General features: G+C 54.4%; 15 protein-coding genes. 6 read left to right on the top strand and 9 right to left on the bottom strand.

Annotated features, from left to right (window positions below; translation table 11 throughout):
• Nucleotides 1-2 precede the first annotated feature (2 nt).
• Nucleotides 3-1,499, top strand: a complete 1,497-nt coding sequence (ppx, locus tag LCF41_RS20650) for an exopolyphosphatase (RefSeq protein WP_225086128.1) — start codon at nt 3-5, stop codon at nt 1,497-1,499.
• Nucleotides 1,500-1,521: 22 nt separating this feature from the next.
• Here the strand turns inward: ppx and rep are convergent, their stop codons facing one another.
• Complete coding sequence (gene rep / locus LCF41_RS20655) at nt 1,522-3,543, bottom strand: DNA helicase Rep (protein WP_225086129.1); 2,022 nt, start codon at nt 3,541-3,543, stop codon at nt 1,522-1,524.
• A 160-nt stretch (nt 3,544-3,703) separates the two neighbouring features.
• Here rep and ppiC point away from each other — a divergent pair, with 160 nt between their 5' ends.
• Entirely contained in the window at nt 3,704-3,985 is a 282-nt protein-coding gene (gene ppiC / locus LCF41_RS20660; protein ID WP_015842110.1) for a peptidylprolyl isomerase PpiC, read from the top strand.
• Between the two features lie 66 nt (nt 3,986-4,051).
• On the opposite strand, the gene putA is transcribed toward ppiC, so the two are convergent.
• Nucleotides 4,052-8,020 carry a trifunctional transcriptional regulator/proline dehydrogenase/L-glutamate gamma-semialdehyde dehydrogenase gene (putA, locus tag LCF41_RS20665; RefSeq protein WP_225086130.1) on the bottom strand — a complete coding sequence of 1,323 codons (3,969 nt, stop codon included), beginning with the start codon at nt 8,018-8,020 and terminating at the stop codon, nt 4,052-4,054.
• A 194-nt stretch (nt 8,021-8,214) separates the two neighbouring features.
• Between putA and putP the strand changes: the two genes are divergently transcribed.
• Nucleotides 8,215-9,702: a sodium/proline symporter PutP gene (putP, locus tag LCF41_RS20670; protein ID WP_225086131.1), complete on the top strand. Its 1,488-nt coding sequence runs from the start codon at nt 8,215-8,217 to the stop codon at nt 9,700-9,702.
• 228 nt (nt 9,703-9,930) lie between these two features.
• On the opposite strand, the gene LCF41_RS20675 is transcribed toward putP, so the two are convergent.
• Entirely contained in the window at nt 9,931-10,818 is an 888-nt protein-coding gene (locus LCF41_RS20675) for a LysR family transcriptional regulator (RefSeq protein ID WP_225086132.1), read from the bottom strand.
• Nucleotides 10,819-10,919: 101 nt separating this feature from the next.
• On the opposite strand from LCF41_RS20675, the gene LCF41_RS20680 reads away from it, so the two are divergent.
• On the top strand, nt 10,920-11,567 hold the full coding sequence (locus LCF41_RS20680) for an NADPH-dependent F420 reductase (RefSeq protein ID WP_225086133.1): 648 nt from the start codon (nt 10,920-10,922) through the stop codon (nt 11,565-11,567).
• A gap of 87 nt (nt 11,568-11,654) precedes the next feature.
• Here LCF41_RS20680 and ilvC read toward each other — a convergent pair whose 3' ends face one another.
• Nucleotides 11,655-13,133, bottom strand: coding sequence for a ketol-acid reductoisomerase (gene ilvC, locus LCF41_RS20685; protein ID WP_225086134.1), 1,479 nt, complete (start codon nt 13,131-13,133; stop codon nt 11,655-11,657).
• 221 nt (nt 13,134-13,354) lie between these two features.
• Here ilvC and ilvY point away from each other — a divergent pair, with 221 nt between their 5' ends.
• A complete protein-coding gene (gene ilvY / locus LCF41_RS20690; RefSeq protein WP_225086135.1) occupies nt 13,355-14,245 on the top strand; it encodes an HTH-type transcriptional activator IlvY in 891 nt (296 codons plus the stop codon).
• Nucleotides 14,242-15,042, top strand: a complete 801-nt coding sequence (locus LCF41_RS20695; protein ID WP_225086136.1) for a lysozyme inhibitor LprI family protein — start codon at nt 14,242-14,244, stop codon at nt 15,040-15,042. The genes ilvY and LCF41_RS20695 overlap by 4 nt, the downstream gene beginning before the upstream one ends.
• A 10-nt stretch (nt 15,043-15,052) precedes the next feature.
• Here the strand turns inward: LCF41_RS20695 and LCF41_RS20700 are convergent, their stop codons facing one another.
• From LCF41_RS20700 to ilvM, 5 genes are all read right to left on the bottom strand, one after another.
• Nucleotides 15,053-15,796 carry a DUF2461 domain-containing protein gene (locus LCF41_RS20700; protein ID WP_225086137.1) on the bottom strand — a complete coding sequence of 248 codons (744 nt, stop codon included), beginning with the start codon at nt 15,794-15,796 and terminating at the stop codon, nt 15,053-15,055.
• 105 nt (nt 15,797-15,901) lie between these two features.
• Entirely contained in the window at nt 15,902-17,446 is a 1,545-nt protein-coding gene (ilvA, locus tag LCF41_RS20705; protein WP_225086138.1) for a threonine ammonia-lyase, biosynthetic, read from the bottom strand.
• Between the two features lie 5 nt (nt 17,447-17,451).
• Entirely contained in the window at nt 17,452-19,302 is a 1,851-nt protein-coding gene (ilvD, locus tag LCF41_RS20710; RefSeq protein ID WP_225086139.1) for a dihydroxy-acid dehydratase, read from the bottom strand.
• A gap of 69 nt (nt 19,303-19,371) precedes the next feature.
• A complete protein-coding gene (locus tag LCF41_RS20715; protein WP_225086140.1) occupies nt 19,372-20,298 on the bottom strand; it encodes a branched-chain amino acid transaminase in 927 nt (308 codons plus the stop codon).
• Between the two features lie 27 nt (nt 20,299-20,325).
• Nucleotides 20,326-20,586 carry an acetolactate synthase 2 small subunit gene (gene ilvM, locus LCF41_RS20720; RefSeq protein WP_005969103.1) on the bottom strand — a complete coding sequence of 87 codons (261 nt, stop codon included), beginning with the start codon at nt 20,584-20,586 and terminating at the stop codon, nt 20,326-20,328.
• Nucleotides 20,587-20,643: the final 57 nt, after the last annotated feature.

The raw sequence follows: 20,643 nt of genomic DNA on the forward strand, positions 1-20,643 counted from the left end.
CGATGCTGAGCTCTTCTTCACTTTATGCTGCCATCGATCTCGGCTCGAACAGCTTCCATATGCTGGTCGCCCGGGAAACCGCAGGCAGCATTCAGACGCTGGCGAAAATAAAGCGTAAAGTCCGCCTTGCGGCAGGGCTGGATAAACAGAATCGGCTCTCGCAGGACGCGATGCAGCGCGGCTGGCAGTGTCTGCAACTGTTCTCCGAACGGTTGCAGGACATCCCGCAGGATCACGTGCGCGTCGTCGCAACCGCAACCTTGCGGCTGGCAACGAATGCTGACGAGTTTCTGCAACGGGCTCAGGATATTCTGGGCTTGCCGATTCAGGTTATCAGCGGTGAAGAAGAAGCACGCCTGATTTATCAAGGTGTAGCACATACGACAGGCGGCCCGGATGCGCGTCTGGTCGTGGATATCGGCGGTGGCAGTACCGAGCTGGCGACAGGGGTTGGCGCCAAAACAACCCAGTTGATCAGCCTCCCGATGGGATGCGTAACGTGGTTGGATCGCTATTTCAGCGACCGCAATCTGGAAGCCGGTAATTTTGAACGCGCGGAACAAGCAGCACGTGAAATGCTGCGTCCTGTTGCCGCCTCGCTACGTGAGCAGGGCTGGCAAATCTGCGTCGGCGCCTCCGGTACAGTACAAGCGCTACAGGAAATCATGGTCGCGCAGGGAATGGATGAATACATTACCCTGCCGAAGCTCAGGCAGCTTAAAGAGCATGCAATTCAGTGCGATAAGCTGGAAGAGCTGGAAATTGAAGGCCTGACGCTGGAGCGCGCGCTGGTTTTTCCCAGCGGATTAGCCATCTTGCTGGCGATCTTCCAGGAGCTCGACATCAAAACGATGACGCTGGCTGGTGGAGCACTGCGTGAAGGGCTGGTCTATGGGATGTTGCATCTGCCCGTCGATCAGGACATTCGTCACCGCACATTGGCGACACTGCAACGCCGTTATTTGCTGGATGCCGAACAGGCTAAGCGCGTCAGCACACTGGCAGACAACTTTCTGCAACAGGTTGCCCGTGACTGGCAGTTAAATAACCGATGTCGCGAGTTACTGCGCAGCGCCTGTCTGGTACACGAAATCGGTTTGAGCATCGATTTTCGCCAGTCGCCCCAGCATGCTGCCTATTTGATTCGCCATAGCGATCTCCCCGGCTTTACGCCCGCTCAGAAGAAACTGTTAGCCACACTCCTGCAAAACCAGATTAACCCTGTCGATTTAATGCCGTTGAGCCAGCAGAACGCACTACCGGTCAATCAGGCACAGCGCCTGTGTCGCCTGTTGCGTCTGGCGATTATTTTTGCCAGCCGCCGCCGCGACGACACGCTGCCAGCCGTACGATTACGCGTAGAAGGTGAAACACTGCGTTTGATTCTGCCTGCGGGCTGGCTGGCACAGCATCCATTACGGGCAGAAATGCTGGAACAGGAAAGTCGCTGGCAGAGTTATGTACACTGGCCGCTGATGCTGGAAGAAGCTTCAGCTTAACGAGCATATAGGGGAGAACGCTTTATTCCCCTTTTGCTTTCGCCAACATCGCTCGGATGTTAGCAACGTTCGCCTGACCTTTCTGCATACGCTCTTGTGCGCTGACCACTTTCCGTTCCGTTTCCCACACGACATCATCCTGTGGCAATTCCAGCAGGAAACGACTCGGCTCAGGGCGAACCAATTCACCATACTGGCGGCGCTCTTTGCACAGTGTAAAGATGAGTTCACGCTGCGCGCGCGTAATCCCGACGTACGCCAGACGGCGCTCTTCATCAACGTTGTCTTCATCAATACTGCTTTGGTGCGGTAGTAGTCCCTCTTCCATCCCGACCAAAAACACATACGGAAATTCCAGACCTTTGGACGCATGCAGCGTCATCAGTTGTACCTGATCCAGCTCCTCTTCACTTTCTCCACGTTCCATCATGTCTCGTAGGGTGAAGCGCGTCACCACCTGCGTCAACGTCATGGGCTCATCCAATTCGGAGCCTTCCAGCATCTCCGTCATCCAGCTAAATAACTGATTGACGTTCTTCATCCGCATTTCCGCGGCTTTTGGGCTGGGCGAGGTTTCATACAGCCAGCTTTCGTAGTCTAGCCCATGAATCAGGTCGCGCACGGCGGCTACCGGTTCACGCTCTGCCAAACGGGCAATTTCCGCCAGCCACTGGGTAAACCGTTGCAGGGATTCCAGCCCACGGCCAGTCAGCGACTGGCTCAACCCCAAATCAAAACTCGCACTGAACAGACCTTTATTGCGCTGCCCCGCCCACTCGCCCAACTTCTTCATCGTCGCCGGGCCAATCTCACGTTTAGGCGTGTTCACGATGCGTAAGAACGCACTGTCATCATCCGGGTTGGTCAACACGCGCAGATAAGCCAGCAAATCCTTGATTTCAGGACGGGAGAAAAAGGACGTGCCGCCAGAAATGCGATACGGAATACGGTTCTGCATCAGCATCTTTTCAAACAGGCGCGATTGATGGTTACCACGATACAAAATGGCATAGTCGCCATACTGGGTCTTTTTAATAAAGTGATGGGCAATCAGTTCACCCACGACCCGCTCCGCTTCGTGATCTTCGTTGTTGGCGGTAATCACTTTGAGCTCATCGCCGTAGCCCAGCTCCGAGAACAGGCGTTTTTCAAAGACGTGCGGGTTATTGGCAATGAGAATATTGGCCGCTTTCAGAATACGCCCGGATGAGCGGTAGTTTTGTTCCAACTTGATCACGTCAAGCGTGGGGAAATCCTGCTGTAGCAACACCAGATTCTGTGGACGCGCCCCGCGCCAGGAGTAAATAGACTGATCGTCATCTCCTACGACGGTGAAACGCGCGCGGGTACCGACCAGCAGTTTAACCAGCTCATACTGGCTGGTATTGGTGTCCTGATATTCATCCACCAGCAGGTAGCGCAAACGGTTCTGCCAACGTTCGCGTACCTCAGCGTTTTGCTTCAGCAGCAGCGTGGGCAGCAAAATCAGATCGTCGAAGTCCAGCACGTTACAGGCGCGCAAATGTTCATGATAGAGCGAGTAGCAGTGCACAAATAGCTTGTCGCGTTCGGAACGCGCCATCGCTGCCGCACCAGCAGGATCGATCAGATCGTTTTTCCAGTTTGAGATCGTCGAGATCAGCTGCTGCAGCAAAACCTTATCATTTTCCAGCCACTGCTCCGTCAGCTCTTTCAGCAGCGCCATCTGATCCTGATCGTCGAACAGGGAGAAGTTGGATTTCATCCCCAATGCGGCGTATTCACGTTTGATGATCTCCAACCCCAGCGTATGGAAGGTCGCAATCATCAACCCGCGCGTTTCTTTGCGCCCCAGCGTTTGCGCCACGCGCTCCTTCATCTCCCGCGCCGCTTTGTTGGTAAACGTCACGGCAGCAATATGCCGAGCCTGATAGCCACACTGGCGGATAAGGTGCGCAATCTTGTTGGTGATCACGCGGGTCTTGCCTGAACCTGCGCCCGCCAGTACCAGACAAGGTCCGGTGACGAATTCGACGGCGTGTTGTTGGCTGGGGTTTAAGCGCATAACGATCTTGCTCACTCATAAAACGGAAGGCGATTGTAGCAGAAAGCCGTATCGATCTTGACCAGGGATTTGTTATTAAGGAAAGCACGTCGCAGTCCACATCTTGCGTTGCAAATGTTACATTGCGCGCAGGAATCTCTTTTGCAAAAAAGGTAACAACATGGCAAATACCGCAGCAGCTCTGCACATCCTGGTGGACACCGAACAGCAGGCTAACGACATTCTTGCTCAACTGGAAAAAGGCGCAGACTTCCAGAAACTGGCGCAAAAACACTCCACCTGCCCGTCAAAACGCAACGGCGGTGATTTAGGTGAATTTCGTAAAGGCGACATGGTGCCAGCGTTCGATAAGGCCGTGTTTTCCTGCGAATTGTTGAAACCGTTTGGTCCGGTGAAAACCCAGTTTGGTTACCATGTGATCAAGGTGCTATACCGCAACTAAGTCATTACATCGACACACATAAATAGAAAAAACGCGCCGACCTTCTGGGCTGGCGCGTTTTTTTTCTTAGCCTATCGTCATCAGGCTGGCGTTGCCGCCCGCTGCCGCAGTATTAATACTCAGAGCACGCTCGGTCAGCAGACGCTCAAGCTGAACGTGGGTATCGCCCTGCGCATAACCCAGCGGCAGGATAATCGGGCCATCGCGCTCTGCAAGCGTTGTACTCAACTGCCGTAACCGATCGGCATCGCCGTGGTAAATGACGCCATGAAAAGAGACGCCGTGCCGCTGCCAGTCAGGCGTGAACTGAATATGCGACTGTACCTCGGCGGGTAAATGCTCATAGAGTGTTTTCTCATGCTCACCTTCCGGCCACAGGAGTTGCCCGCCCGTTGCCAACACCGCCGCTGTCTGAATCAGGCGGTCTTCCTCATTATCCGCCAGACATAAAATCCGTTCACGCGGCAACAGCGTATAGGTATTGCTTTCTCCTGTCGGCCCCGGCAGCAGTCGCGTTATCCCGCTTACACTATATTCTCTGTAACGCTGGCACAGCGTCGCCAGCCCGTGGCGTTCGCCGGCAATCGCCCACGCTTCCAGCGCCTGTAGCCCTGCCAGCAGCGACGCTCGGGCAGAAACATCGGGGGCCTGCTCACGATCCCGCGGTGCGAAGCTTTTCGAGAGCGCCTCATCCGGCCGATGTGCCAACAAGCGATACAGATAAAGCGGTCCGCCTGCCTTTGGCCCGGTTCCTGATAAGCCTTCACCACCGAATGGCTGAACCCCAACAACAGCACCGACCATATTGCGATTCACATAGTGGTTGCCCACCCTCGCCTTGCCCGTCACACTCTGGATGGTTTCATCAATGCGGGTATGCACGCCCAACGTCAGGCCATATCCCGTTGCGTTAATTTGCTCAATCACGGTATCCAACTGCTGGCTTTGATAGCGAACAACGTGTAAAACTGGACCAAAAACTTCTTTTTTCAACTCGTCTATACTGCCCAGTTCAATCAGGGTCGGTTTCACAAACGTCCCGTGCCGCCAGGTTTCCTCATCCTGCGGGTGCGCAGCCTGAAATACGGTATGGCCTTTCGCCCGCATCGCGTGAATATGCAACTCCACGTTCTCTTTCGCTTCCGCGTCAATCAGCGGGCCCATGTCGGTCGATAAGCGTTCAGGATTCCCCATTCGACACTCTGCCATCGCGCCACGCAGCATAGCCAACGTGCGATCCGCAATGTCCTCTTGCAGACATAAAAGACGCAGCGCGGAGCAACGTTGTCCGGCGCTATCGAACGCAGAGGCGATCACGTCATTCACCACCTGTTCCGTCAGCGCAGAGGAATCGACAATCATCGCATTCAGGCCGCCAGTTTCGGCAATCAGCGGCGTCACCCGTCCCTGTGGATCGAGCCTGCCAGCAATGCTGCGCTGTAGCGTTTTAGCCACGGCCGTCGATCCGGTAAACACCACGCCGCGTACCCGCTCATCATTGACCAACGCTGCACCAATCGTTTCGCCCTGCCCAGGCAGCAGTTGCAGTACGCCCAGAGGAATGCCCGCCTCATGTAAAATACGCACCGCCTGTGCCGCAATCAGCGGTGTCTGTTCAGCCGGTTTCGCCAATACGCTGTTTCCTGCCGCCAGTGCAGCAGAAATTTGTCCGGTGAAAATCGCCAGCGGGAAATTCCACGGACTGATGCACACCACTGGCCCCAGCGGACGATAGGTGTCATTGGTGAACGAGTCGCGGACCTGACCTGCGTAATAGCGCAAGAAGTCCACCGCTTCGCGCACTTCCGCGATCGCGTTATTGAAGGATTTCCCCGCTTCCCTCACCAGCAACCCCAACAGACTCTGCAACTGACTTTCCATCAGCGATGCGGCCTGATTCAATATCGCGGCACGCTCAGCAGGTGGTGTCGCAAACCAGATGGTGCCTGCATGTACCGCTGCGTCTATCGCCAGCTCAACATCCGCCACCGAGGCATCGAGAACGTAGCCCACCACGTCGTGCATATCGGCAGGATTCACCACGGGCTTTTCTTCGACCGCGCCGCTTTCTCCCTCAATCATCGGTGCGGCATACCACGGTTGTGTCGCATGGTTCAGCAGCGCGCTGGACAGCGAAGCCAGCCGGTGTTCATTCGAGAGATCCAGCCCGCTCGAATTTTGCCGCGCCTGACCATATAGCTGACGCGGCAGGGGAATGCGGGGATGCGGGGCACCCATGATCCATTCCACTTTTGCCAGTTCCTCGACGCCGCGAATCGGATCGGCAATCAGCGTTTCCAGCGCCATGGAGGTATCCGCAATGCGGTTAACAAACGAGGTATTCGCGCCGTTTTCCAGCAGACGCCGCACCAGATAAGCCAGCAGCGTTTCATGGGTTCCCACCGGGGCATAAATACGACACGGGCGGTTCAGTTTACCGTCAGCAACCGTCCCCACCACCTGATCATAGAGCGGTTCCCCCATGCCGTGCAGGCACTGAAACTCATACTGGCCGGGATAGTAATTATTGCCCGCCATGTGGTAGATCGCACTGAGCGTCTGCGCATTGTGCGTGGCGAACTGCGGGTAAATCAGATTCGGTACGGCCAGCAACTTGCGGGCGCACGCCAGATACGACACATCGGTATAGACCTTACGCGTGTAGACAGGGTAGCCTTCCAGCCCGTCAACCTGTGCCCGCTTGATTTCACTATCCCAGTACGCGCCTTTCACCAGACGAATCATCAGCCGCCGATGGCTGCGCTGTGCCAGCTCAATTAGCACATCAATGACATACGGACAGCGTTTCTGATAAGCCTGAATGACAAACCCAATACCGTTCCACCCCGCCAGTTGCGGTTCCATGCAGAGTTTTTCCAGCAGATCGAGTGAGATCTCTAGTCGATCCGCTTCCTCCGCGTCAATGTTGATCCCGATATCGTACTGACGCGCCAGCAGTGTCAGCGTCAACAAACGCGGATAGAGTTCTTCCATTACACGGTCATACTGCGCCCGGCTATAGCGAGGATGCAGCGCCGATAGTTTGATGGAGATGCCCGGCCCTTCGTAAATTCCGCGCCCGTTCGAGGCTTTACCAATGGCATGAATCGCCTGCTGATAGGCTGCCAGATACGCGACGGCATCGTGCTCCGTCAGCGCCGCTTCACCTAACATATCGTAAGAGTAGCGGAAGCCTTTTTCCTCTCGCTCACGGGCATTCGCCAACGCTTCACCGATGGTCTCGCCAGTCACAAACTGCTCTCCCATCAGCCGCATGGCCATATCAACGCCTTTGCGGACAAGCGGCTCACCGCTTTTCCCGATGATGCGGTTCAGCGAATTCGATAGGTTCACTTCGTTGTGCGTCGCCACCAGCTTTCCGGTAAACAGCAGCCCCCAGGTTGCAGCATTCACAAAGAGCGACGGGCTGTGACCAAGATGCGCCTGCCAATTTCCCCGACTGATCTTGTCGCGGATCAGCGCATCGCGCGTAGATTTATCAGGAATACGCAGCAGCGCTTCGGCTAAACACATCAACGCCACCCCTTCCTGAGAAGAAAGTGAAAATTCCTGTAGCAACCCTTGCACAATGCCCGCACGCCCGCTTCCCGCTTTCTGGCTGCGTAATTGCTCCGCCAGCCGATAGGCCAATTTCTGCGTTAATTCCGACATTTCATCGGTAAGTCTTGCCTGTTCAAGCAAAATGGGAACCAGTTCACTTTCAGGGCGGCGGTAAACAGAGGTAATGGCGGCGCGGATAACGGACTGGGGAAGGACATGCTCAGCGAAATCAAGAAAGGGTTGGTGGGTTTCTTCTTCCCGAGATTGCGGCATAATCTCTTCCGCTTCAATGTGGCTGACGTTCGCCCATTGCGGTGTTTCAGGAGTGTCGAGGCCACTTTCGAGGCGTTCGAGGTAATGGAAAATAGCCTGTTTGATCAGCCAGTGCGGTGTGCGATCAATACGCTGTGCTGCAGCCTTGATGCGTTCGCGCGTTTCCTCATCGAGTTTTACACCCATCGTGGTAAAGCCCATAGCGTCCACTCCTGTCATTAGAAGATGCACATCGGGAAAACGTCAATATCGACCATGTTGCAACTTTGTGCAACCTTGTTAACAAATGGAGCGGTTGCCCCCTTATCACCTTCAGACCTCGTTCCGGCCTGAGTGATGACAATAAAACACAACGTCGCCGCGACAGCGGCACGAAAAATAATGTGGAGAGTTGAATGACAATAAGCACACCTATGTTGGTGACGTTTCTGGTGTATATTTTCGGGATGGTTCTCATCGGCTTGTTTGCCTACCGCGCGACGAATAACTTTGGCGATTACATCCTGGGCGGGCGCCGCATGGGAAGCGTGGTGACCGCACTGTCGGCAGGCGCTTCCGATATGAGCGGCTGGCTGCTTATGGGATTACCGGGCGCTATTTTTATTGCCGGGATTTCTAAAAGCTGGATCGCGATCGGCCTAACGTTAGGCGCATACCTGAACTGGAAATGGGTTGCCGGACGCCTACGCGTACACACCGAGGTCAACCACAACGCGCTCACCCTGCCTGACTATTTCACCCACCGCTTTGAAGATAACAGCAAATTACTGCGTGTCATTTCCGCGTTAGTGATCCTGATTTTCTTCACGATCTATTGTGCATCCGGCGTGGTAGCGGGAGCGCGCCTGTTTGAAAGCACCTTCGGTATGAGTTACGGCACCGCATTATGGGCCGGCGCCGCAGCCACCATCGCCTATACCTTCATCGGCGGCTTTCTGGCAGTGAGCTGGACAGACACCGTTCAGGCCAGCCTAATGATTTTCGCCCTGATCCTAACGCCAGTAATCGTCATTCTGTCACTTGGGGGAATCGATAGCTCGCTGATGGTGATTGAAGCGAAAAACCCAGCCAATCTGGATATGTTCAAAGGGCTGAATGTTGTCGCAATCCTCTCGCTGATGGGCTGGGGGCTGGGCTATTTCGGTCAGCCGCACATTCTGGCGCGTTTTATGGCCGCCGATTCACACCATACGATCCACAGCGCACGCCGCATCAGTATGACCTGGATGATTCTTTGCCTGGCTGGTGCGGTGACGGTGGGCTTCTTCGGTATCGCCTACTTCCAAAATAACCCGGATCAGGCAGGTAACGTGACGCAAAACAGCGAACGCGTCTTTATCGAGCTGTCGATGTTACTGTTCAACCCGTGGATTGCTGGCGTGCTGCTGTCTGCGATTCTGGCCGCCGTGATGAGTACGCTGAGCTGCCAACTGCTGGTGTGTTCCAGCGCCATCACCGAAGATTTATACAAGCCCTTCCTGCGTAAAAATGCCAGCCAGAAAGAGCTGGTGTGGGTGGGTCGCGGCATGGTGCTGTTAGTCGCTATTATCGCTATCGCACTGTCTCTCAACCCAGAAAACCGCGTCCTGGGTCTGGTGAGCTATGCCTGGGCTGGGTTCGGTGCCGCATTCGGCCCCGTGATTCTGATTTCTCTGCTGTGGCCGCGTATGACGCGTAACGGCGCCCTGTTTGGAATGATTGTGGGCGCAGCAACCGTGCTGATCTGGGAACACTACGCCTGGCTGGGCCTGTATGAAATCATCCCTGGTTTCCTCTTCAACAGCCTGACCATTTTTGTCGTCAGCCTGCTGGGTAAAGCGCCATCAAAAGCGATGACCGACCGCTTCAATCAGGCGGAAGCGAAGTACCGCTCGGTGCAATAGTCCAAAACGCATACGAGTATGATAACTAGCCATCCTATACGGTTAATGCCGATCGTTTAAGCATCGAGATACACGGGCGACCACAGGGGTGAGGCCTACCTACGGGAATCTCCCCCTGTGTTTCCCCTAATAACAGGCTTAAGTGACCCGTATTCATCTTATATGGTGGCCTTTTTACGCCATACTCTGCGGCAGTGAGCGAGCCATTGCCTTTATCACGATGAATCGCTATCCGAAATTCGTTCTGATTGCATCAACAAACGTTTTCACTTTAACCGTTGACCGTCTGGCAGAGGGCACCATGACGTGTACAGGACGTACAGGCCCGCTGTAATCAGGCAGTACCTGAACCAAACGCCCTTTTTGGATTTCCTTGCGCAATACGGCTTCTGGACCGAGTGTCACGCCATACCCTTCGATGGCGGCATGCAGCAACGCATTCCAGTCATTGGCGTACAATCTCCCTTTCGGCCTGACTTCTTCTGTTTTTCCCTCCTTTTGGAACACCCATTGGCAAGGCGTCAGGAGGGATTTCACCCCATAAATCAGGCAAGTATGGTTTACGAGGCTTGATGGTGTATCAGGCAGACCCGCACGTGCGACGTAATCTGGCGATGCGCAGGCAATAAGTGAGTAAGGCTGAAGCGGCCAGGCGATCATGGTACTATCGGTCAACGGTCCGATACGGATAATCACTTCAAACCCTTCCTCAATGGGGTCAACCAGACGATCGTTTAACGTTAACGCAATCTGCGTCTCTGGATAGCATTCGAGATAACGAGTGATAAACGGCGCAAGCAGATGCGATCCCCAGGTAACAGGCGCGTTAACGTGAATAATTCCCGAAGGCGTCGTCTGCATTTCCCGCGCAATATCATCGGCGGCCTGCAATTCAGCAAGAACCACTTTGCAACGTTCATAATAACGTTGGCCGATATCGGTCAGGCTCTGACGGCGGGTCGTACGGTTTAGCAACCGGGAGCCCAGTCGAGTCTCAAGCCACGCCACATACTTTGCGACCATCTGTGGCGAGAGGGTAAGAGCATCAGCGGCAGCAGCAAAAGATCCCAGCTCCACCGTTTTGACAAAAATGTTCATGCTGGTAAACCGATCCATGATTCCCTCATTTTTGTTGTTTATTCCTTTCTGATAACACACTTTATCTTCAATAAGTAGAGGATTAGCCTTTTCTTCTCACAACCATAAAGGTGGAAAAGATGAAAATTGGCATCATTGGGGCAGGCTTTGTCGGGCGGGCAATCGCTAAATTGGCGATCCAAACCGGACATCAAGTCATGCTTAGCAACTCACGCGACCCTCAAACGCTTTTCAGCCTACGGCCTATGATCGGTTGCGATATTGGAACGCCAACACAAGCCGCCGCGTTTGGCGATATTGTCGTCATCGCGGTTCCTCTCTACGCTATCGATAACCTTCCTACTCAGGCGTTAGAAGGCAAACTAGCCATTGATGCCGTCAACTATTACCCGGAGCGAGACGGGAAAGTGGCGGTTCTTGATACACAGCAGACAACGACCAGTGAGCTTCTGGCCGACACATTACCCGGTGTAAAAATCATCAAAGCCTTTAACGCGATCACCATGACACATTTGGAAAGCGACGGTTTACCCACGGGTCACTCCGACCGACGCGCGCTACCGCTTGCAGGTGATGAGATTCAAGGAAAAACGCTTGTGGCTGAGCTTTATGACGCGTTTGGATTTGATGTGGTAGACGCTGGTGCCCTGTCTGAGGGGTGGCGTTTTGAAAGAGGTATGCCGTCTTACTGTGTGCGGATGACCAAAACGGTGTTAACCACGGAACTGGCTCGTGCTTCTCGCCAGCCACGCTTCGACGCATCGTGAGTATGGCGGGTATCAGAAGAAGGTAAAAAATATGCCGCACATATTTTGTATGTGCGGCATGAACATTAGCTCACCTTCACAAGGGCATTAGCCCGCAACGGCGATACGCTTCATATCCGTCATGTAGCCACGCAGCGTGCGGCCTACCGTTTCGATTGGGTGGTTACGGATAGCTTCGTTAACATCACGCAGTTGCGCGTTGTCCACTTCAGTACCCGCGACGGCTTTGCCCAGATCGCCTGGCTGCAAGGAATCCATGAAATCACCTTTCAGCAATGGAACAGCGGCATTCGCAAACAGGTAGTTGCCGTATTCTGCGGTATCAGAGATAACCACGTTCATTTCATACAGACGCTTACGCGCAATGGTGTTGGCGATCAGCGGCAGCTCATGCAGGGATTCGTAGTAAGCGGATTCTTCGATGATGCCGGAGCTCACCATGGTTTCAAACGCCAGCTCAACGCCCGCTTTCACCATCGCAACCATCAGCACGCCGTTATCAAAGTATTCCTGCTCAGCGATTTTACCGTCGAACTGCGGTGCGTTTTCGAATGCCGTTTTACCGGTCTCTTCACGCCAGGTCAGCAGTTTAACGTCATCGTTCGCCCAGTCGGCCATCATGCCGCTGGAGAATTCGCCGGAGATGATGTCATCCATGTGTTTCTGGAACAGCGGTGCCATGATGCCTTTCAACTGCTCAGACAGCGCGTAAGCACGCAGTTTCGCAGGGTTAGACAGACGATCCATCATCAGCGTAATTCCGCCTTGCTTCAGCGCTTCGGTGATGGTTTCCCAGCCGAACTGAATCAGTTTTTCTGCGTAAGCCGGATCGGTGCCTTCCGCAACCAGTTTGTCGAAGCTCAGCAGAGAACCCGCCTGCAACATACCGCACAGAATAGTCTGCTCACCCATCAGGTCAGATTTCACTTCCGCAACGAAAGAGGATTGCAGCACGCCAGCACGGTGGCCACCGGTTGCCGCAGCCCAGGCTTTAGCAATCGCCATGCCTTCGCCTTTCGGATCGTTTTCCGGGTGAACCGCAATCAGCGTCGGTACGCCGAAACCACGTTTGTATTCTTCACGTACTTCCGTACCTGGACACTTCGGTGCCACCATCACAACGGTGATGTCTTTACGGATTTGTTCGCCGACTTCAACGATGTTGAAACCGTGAGAGTAACCCAGCGCCGCGCCTTGCTTCATCAGAGGCTGTACCGCCTGAACCACAGCGGAGTGCTGTTTGTCTGGCGTCAGGTTAACCACCAGATCAGCCTGTGGGATCAGATCTTCGTAGGTGCCAACGGCGAAGCCGTTTTCGGTCGCTTTGCGCCATGATGCACGTTTTTCTGCAATGGCTTCAGCACGCAGGGCATAAGCGATATCCAGACCGGAATCACGCATGTTCAGACCCTGGTTCAGGCCCTGAGCGCCACAGCCGACGATCACCACTTTTTTCCCTTTCAGGTAGCTCGCCTCATCGGCAAATTCATCACGCCCCATAAAGCGGCACTTGCCCAATTGATCCAGCTGCTGACGCAGGTTTAATGTGTTGAAATAGTTAGCCATGTCGTGCTCCGTATACGGTTTTGTTTGTCTATTATTCGAGAAAGGATTCCCGCCAGATGGGAATTCACTATGACCCCATCATATGACAGGAATTGCGTTGCTGAAATTGATATATTAGCAACGTCATATTGCACTATTTGCAAGATAAAAAGCAGTTGCAAGATATAAAACGGCTGCAAGATATAAAACGGCTGCAAGATAAAAAACGGGGCCTGCGTCGCATGGATTTACGTGATCTCAAATTATTCCTGCATCTGGCGGAAAGCCGACACTTTGGTCGTACCGCCAAGGCGATGCACATCAGCCCGTCGACACTGTCGCGGCAAATTCAGCGGCTGGAAGAGGATTTAGGGCAGACGCTGTTTCTGCGCGATAACCGCACCGTGCAGCTCACTGATGCCGGAGAGCATCTGAAGCTGTTCGCCCAGCAAACGCTGCTGCAATACCAGCAGCTACGCCACACGATAGACGCGCATGGGCCGTCGTTAAGCGGCGAGCTGCGCATCTTCTGTTCCGTCACCGCTGCCTACAGCCATCTTCCACCGATTTTGGATCGCTTCCGGGCGCTGCACCCGCTGGTGGAAATCAAGCTGATGACCGGTGATGCCGCCGATGCCGTTGAGAAAATTCAGTCGAATGAGGGGGATTTGGGGATTGCAGGTCGCCCGGAAGCCCTGCCTGTCAGCGTGGATTTCATGCCGCTCGACAAACTCCCTCTGGCCTTGATCATCCCGGCGCTCCCTTGCCCCGTGCAGTCACTGGCGCGTCAGGCGAATCCAGACTGGTCGCAAATTCCCTTCATCCTGCCAGAACATGGCCCGGTGCGTAAGCGCATCGATCTATGGTTCCGACGCAACCACATCACCAATCCGCAAATCTACGCCACCATTTCCGGGCATGAAGCGATGGTATCGATGGTTGCGCTAGGCTGCGGTATCGCGCTAATTCCCAACGTGGTACTGGAAAACAGCCCAGAGCCGGTACGCAACCGCGTCTCCGTCTTTGTCGAGCAGGTGATGGAACCGCTTGAACTGGGTGTTTGCGTACAGAAAAAACGGCTTAGCGAACCGCTGATTGCCGCCTTTTGGGACATATTACAGGACACGCCATGAAGATAGCCTTCACTACCCTTATCGCCGTCGGGGTGACGCTGGTCTCCCTCAGCAACCGCGTCCAGGCCGCCAGCTTCCCCTGCGACAAAGCCGCCTCGACGCAGGAAAAACTGATTTGCGCCAGCCCACTGCTTGGACAACTGGATGAAGAACTGGCGCAGGCCTGGAAGACCTCCCGCGCGTTTCTGACAGCCTATAGCAACAGCGCACCGTGGGAAAAAACGCTCAACCAGTTTCAGCGCAACTGGCTGACCACCCGTGACCAGTGCAAAGACGAAGACTGCCTACGCCAGCGTTATCAGCAACAGCTCAATCGTCTGCGCTACCTGAATGACATCGCACAGCACGCATTGCCGTCCCCGATTACGCCCGTGAAAAGAACGTCCTGCTTCCACGGTTCATTCAGCTATGAGTATGTGATGTCAGGGCTTTCCGCCGAAGAGTACCGCGATCTGGGGGACTATTTTCGGGAAATGTACGATCAGAAAGCTCCCTATCACGCAGTCAGCCTGACAATGACCAACCAGCGCGGCAAAATTGAAGGCGGCGCGTCCATTGCATTCCGCTACGGTAACAAGCTGGATGATTCCTCCTTCACGGCACGTCAGATGAGCGATGTACAGGCTATCGGCAAAGGTGAAAGCAGTTTCGGTCAGCAGGTGAAATTACTGCTCACCTGCATTGATGACGACCATCTGCAACTTGCCACCTTCGGCAGCAATCAGGAAGAAGGTTACCTGTTTAACACGTTGCTGGTACGCGATAAAACCTCACAGGAACAGCAGAAAACGCCGTAACGCTTATCCCTTAACGATCAAACCACTTATCCGCCGAAAAAGCCCGCGTACTGGACTCTGGTTCCTGCGCGGCTTTCTTCATGGTTTCGATATTCATCAGGTAGTGATAGAGCGGTTCAAGCTGGGTAAAACCCTGTGACAGAAGCGTCACCAGATCGCCGGAAAACAGCGCTTCCATATCCTGCCGGGTACATATCGCAGCAAACGATTTACGGTTATACCAGTCAGCCAGTTCCGGCTCCTGATCTTTAATCAGCGGACGTTTATAGCTTTCCCCTTCCAGTGCGAAGGTATTTCCCAGACAACTCGCCACTTCAAGAAACTGTGACGGATTACCACGCAGCGTCTGACGGAACAGATCCATCGTATTGCGCGTCGCGCTGTAATAGCCCAGCCCATAGCGCCAGGTATCCGGCGTGATTTCAAAGAAATACACCGGCGCATCCGTCCAGTCTTTGCGTGTGCGTTTGAAAGTGAGCCACATATGGCTGCGATAGCGTGATTTATCGTGAGAAAAACGCGTATCGCGGTGAATACGGGAGAGGGTCTTGCCGATGGCCGGGCGCGTTTCAAAATGGTCGTCAATCTGCAACATGGTCAGACTAAGCTCATCCACCAGCGTGCGAAACGGTGCAACCAGTTGCTCATCGTAAACGGCACGATGCTCATCAAACCACGCTTTATCGTTGTACTGACGAACCTGCTGAAGAAACGTTAAACCCGCTTGAGAAAAACCCGTGAATTGCGTTGCCATAAGGAAATGCCATCCCTGTTGCTGTCAGATGACATAAAGATAACGCCGCCAACGGCGAAACACCATCGGCGGCGTGAAGGGAACACTCAACGTTTAACAGCTAACTTAACCCGCCAGAAAGAAGCGGAACGCCGGGTTATTGGTTTCATCGTGGCATTCATAGCCCAGCGCCTGTAGGTGCTGCTCGAATTCCCGATCGCCTGCCTCCAACTCGAACGCGGCCAACACGCGGCCAAAATCCGTGCCGTGACTGCGGTAATGGAACAGCGAAATATTCCAGTGCGTGCCCAGCGTCTGCAAAAATTTCAGTAACGCCCCCGGCGACTCTGGGAACTCGAAGCTATAAAGCCGTTCCTGAAGCGGCTTGGAAGGGCGTCCGCCGACCATATAGCGAACATGCAGTTTCGCCATTTCATCATCGGACAAATCCACCACTTCATAACCATCCGCAGACAGCTCGGCAATAATCTCCTGCCGCTCCGCATAACCACGCGTCAGACGTACACCGACAAAAATGCAGGCGTCTTTAGCATCGGCGTAGCGATAATTGAACTCGGTAACAGAGCGGCCGCCCAGCAGTTGGCAAAACTTCAGGAAGCTGCCCTGTTTCTCGGGGATTGTCACCGCCAGCAAGGCTTCGCGCTGTTCGCCCAGTTCGCAACGCTCTGAAACATAACGTAATCCGTGGAAATTCACGTTCGCACCGGACAGAATATGCGCCAGACGCTCCCCCTGAATCTGATGCTGCTGGATGTATTTTTTCATCCCCGCCAGCGCGAGCGCGCCAGACGGTTCAGCAATCGCACGAACATCTTCAAACAGATCTTTCACGGCCGCACAGATGGCATCGCTGTCGACGGTAATCACATCATCCAGATATTCCCGACACAGGCGGAAGGTTTCATTGCCGATGCGCTTCACCGCAACACCTTCGGCAAACAGCCCGACACGCGGCAGATCGACCGGTTGCCCGGCATCCAGCGCCGCGCGCAGACAAGCGGAATCTTCCGCTTCCACGCCGATCACCTGCACCTGTGGCATCAGCTGTTTAATCAGTACGGCAACCCCCGCCGCCAGACCGCCGCCGCCGACGGGCACAAATACGCGGTCCAGATGGGCATCTTGCTGTAACAATTCCAGCGCCAGCGTACCTTGACCCGCAATCACCGCTGGGTGATCGAAAGGCGGCAGAAACGTCATTTTCTGCTGCTGTGACAGTTCAATGGCCTTCGCCTTGGCTTCATCAAAGTTCGCGCCGTATAGCAGCACTTCGCCGCCAAAACCGCGCACAGCATCCACTTTGATATCGGCCGTCGCCACGGGCATCACAACCAGCGATTTAATCCCCAGCTTGGTGGAGGAGAGCGCCACGCCCTGCGCATGGTTACCCGCAGACGCCGTCACCACACCGTGTGACTTCTGCTCGTCGCTCAGCCCCGCCATCATGGCGTACGCGCCGCGCAGCTTGAAGCTGTGCACCGCGTGCCTGTCTTCACGTTTTACCAGAATGACATTACCCAGCCGCGAAGAGATCTTCTCCATCTTCTCCAGCGGTGTGACCTGCGTAACTTCATACACTGGCGAGCGCAAGATCGCCCGCAGGTACTCCGCGCCTCCCGGCGCGGCAGGAAGAGGTTGTGACACAGCCATCAGCATTAGCCTCCCAGCTTGCTTTTATCCCGCACAGCGCCTTTATCCGCGCTGGTTGCCAGACTGGCGTACGCTCGCAGCGCAAAAGACACCTGACGTTCACGATTGTGCGGCGTCCAGGCGTGTTCGCCTCGTGCTTCTTCCGCGTCGCGACGGCTCGCCAACTCCGCATCATCCAGAACCAGCGCAATGCTGCGGTTCGGAATATCAATCGCGATGGTGTCACCGTCCTGTACCAGGGCAATGGTGCCGCCGCTGGCCGCTTCAGGAGAGGCATGGCCGATAGACAGACCTGATGTACCGCCAGAGAAACGGCCATCGGTAATCAGCGCGCAGCTTTTACCTAATCCCATCGATTTCAGATAGGTGGTCGGATACAGCATTTCCTGCATGCCCGGCCCGCCTTTTGGCCCTTCGTAGCGAATCACAACCACATCACCCGCCACGACTTTACCGCCCAGAATAGCGTCTACCGCATCATCCTGACTTTCATACACTTTTGCCGGACCACGGAAGACCAGGCTACCTTCATCCACGCCTGCGGTTTTCACGATACAGCCATTCTCTGCCAGATTGCCGTACAGCACGGCCAAACCGCCGTCCTGACTGTAGGCAAATTCGCGGGAACGAATACAGCCTTCCTGACGATCGGTATCCAGTGAGTCCCAGCGGCAATCCTGCGAGAACGCTTTGGTCGTACGGATACCCGCCGGGCCAGCGGAATACATGCTTTTCACACTGTCATCCTGCGTCAGCATGACGTCGTAGGCTTCCAGCGTTTCCGGCAGCGTTTTGCCCAGCACGTTGTTTACTTCACGGTTCAGCAGACCAGCCCTGTCCAGCTCACCCAAAATACCGATCACGCCGCCCGCACGGTGTACGTCTTCCATGTGGTATTTCTGCGTACTCGGCGCCACCTTACACAGGTGCGGAACCTGACGTGACAGTCTGTCGATGTCGGTCATGGTGAAGTCCACTTCACCTTCCTGCGCCGCGGCTAACAGATGCAGAACGGTATTGGTGGAACCGCCCATAGCGATATCCAGAATCATGGCGTTTTCAAATGCAGCTTTATTGGCGATGTTGCGCGGCAGCACGCTTTCATCATCCTGCTCGTAGTAACGCTTCGCCAAACCGACAATGCGTTTGCCTGCGTTCAGGAACAGTTGCTTACGGTCGGCGTGCGTCGCCAACAGCGAACCATTGCCCGGCTGAGACAGACCCAGCGCTTCGGTCAGGCAGTTCATAGAGTTAGCGGTAAACATACCGGAACAAGAACCGCAGGTAGGACAGGCAGAACGTTCCACCTGTTCGCTTTGTTCATCAGAGACTTTCGGGTCTGCCCCCTGAATCATCGCATCGACCAGATCCAGCTTGATGATCTGATCGGAGAGTTTGGTTTTCCCCGCTTCCATCGGGCCGCCAGAAACGAAAATCACCGGAATATTCAGACGCAGCGACGCCATTAGCATCCCCGGGGTGATTTTGTCACAGTTGGAGATACACACCATCGCATCCGCGCAGTGGGCATTCACCATGTATTCTACCGAGTCGGCAATCAGTTCACGGGAAGGCAGAGAATAGAGCATACCGCCGTGGCCCATCGCGATGCCGTCGTCCACTGCGATAGTGTTGAATTCTTTCGCGACACCGCCAGAAGCTTCGATCTGCTCGGCAACCAGTTTACCCAGATCGCGCAGGTGTACGTGGCCAGGCACGAATTGGGTGAAGGAGTTAACCACAGCAATAATGGGTTTCCCAAAATCACTGTCGGTCATCCCGGTGGCGCGCCACAAGGCTCGGGCACCGGCCATATTACGGCCGTGCGTGGTGGTGGCTGAACGGTACTTAGGCATGCTCTATTACTCCAAAAATTACGAATTGGGCGATGACGGAACGTATCACCGCCTGACTGTCTTAATTGATTACTGATTTACCGGATCCAACCAGCCCCATTTATCTTCGGTTTCACCCGTGAAGAGGCCAAAGAACGCCTGTTGCAGAGCTTTAGTGACTGGGCCGCGTTTGCCAATGCCGACCTGAATACCGTCTACGCTGCGCACTGGGGTGATTTCCGCCGCCGTACCGGACATGAACACTTCATCTGCCAGATAGAGTGACTCACGGGATAGCACCTGCTCGCGCACTTCATATCCCGCATCTTTCGCCAGCTTGATGATGGCGTCACGCGTAATGCCCGGCAGCGCCGAAGAGGTGAATGGCGGCGTGAAGATGACGCCATCCTTCACTTCAAACAGGTTCTCGCCAGCACCTTCAGAAACATAGCCGTGGACATCCAGCGCGATCCCTTCCTGATAGCCGTGACGGCGGGCTTCGCTACCCACCAGCAGAGAGGAAAGATAGTTACCGCCTGCTTTAGCCGCAGTCGGAATCGTATTCGCCGCAGCGCGATTCCAGGACGACACCATCGCATCAATGCCTGCTTCCAGCGCTTCTTCACCCAGATACGCGCCCCACGGGAACGCCGCGATGATCACATCAGTTTTATAACCGTCTGGTGGATTCACACCCATACCGACATCGCCAATGAACACCAGCGGGCGAATATAGGCGCTGGTCAGGTTATTTTTACGCAGCGTTTCACGGCAGGCTTCCATCAGTTCATCCACGCTTTGTTCGACCGGCATACGATAAATTTTTGCCGAATCACGCAGGCGCTGCATGTGCTCACGGTGACGAAAAACCACCGGGCCCTTGTGTGAATTGTAGCAACGAACACCCTCAAACACGGAAGTGCCATAATGCAAGGCGTGCGACATCACGTGTACTTTTGCTTCAGCCCATGGAACCATCTCGCCATTGAACCAAATGTAATCCGCTTTTTTTGTCATTCTTTTTTTTCCTTACTCTTTTATGCGTTAGGCGCTGATCTGCTGTGATGTCGTCATCGGTTGAATGTCAACACAGGCAATATCCAACAGCTTACTCAATTGTGTTGACAATAAATCTACCGAACGATGGCTGGCAACGGTCAGTTCAATATTAATGTGATCGGTATTGGTAGTTTGCACCATATTCATCGCGCAAACTTTGAAACCGCGATGGCGGGTAACACGCAATACACGCTCCAGAACCTCGGGACGAAAGCGTGCCTGAATCGAAAGTTGATGATGTGTCATTCTGTTGTCTCCAGCACTTATTCTGTGTAAGTCGGCCATTATTGGCTGTTGTCGAGC

Origin of the sequence: Pectobacterium colocasium (assembly GCF_020181655.1) — a bacterium.
Classification (GTDB): domain Bacteria; phylum Pseudomonadota; class Gammaproteobacteria; order Enterobacterales; family Enterobacteriaceae; genus Pectobacterium; species Pectobacterium colocasium.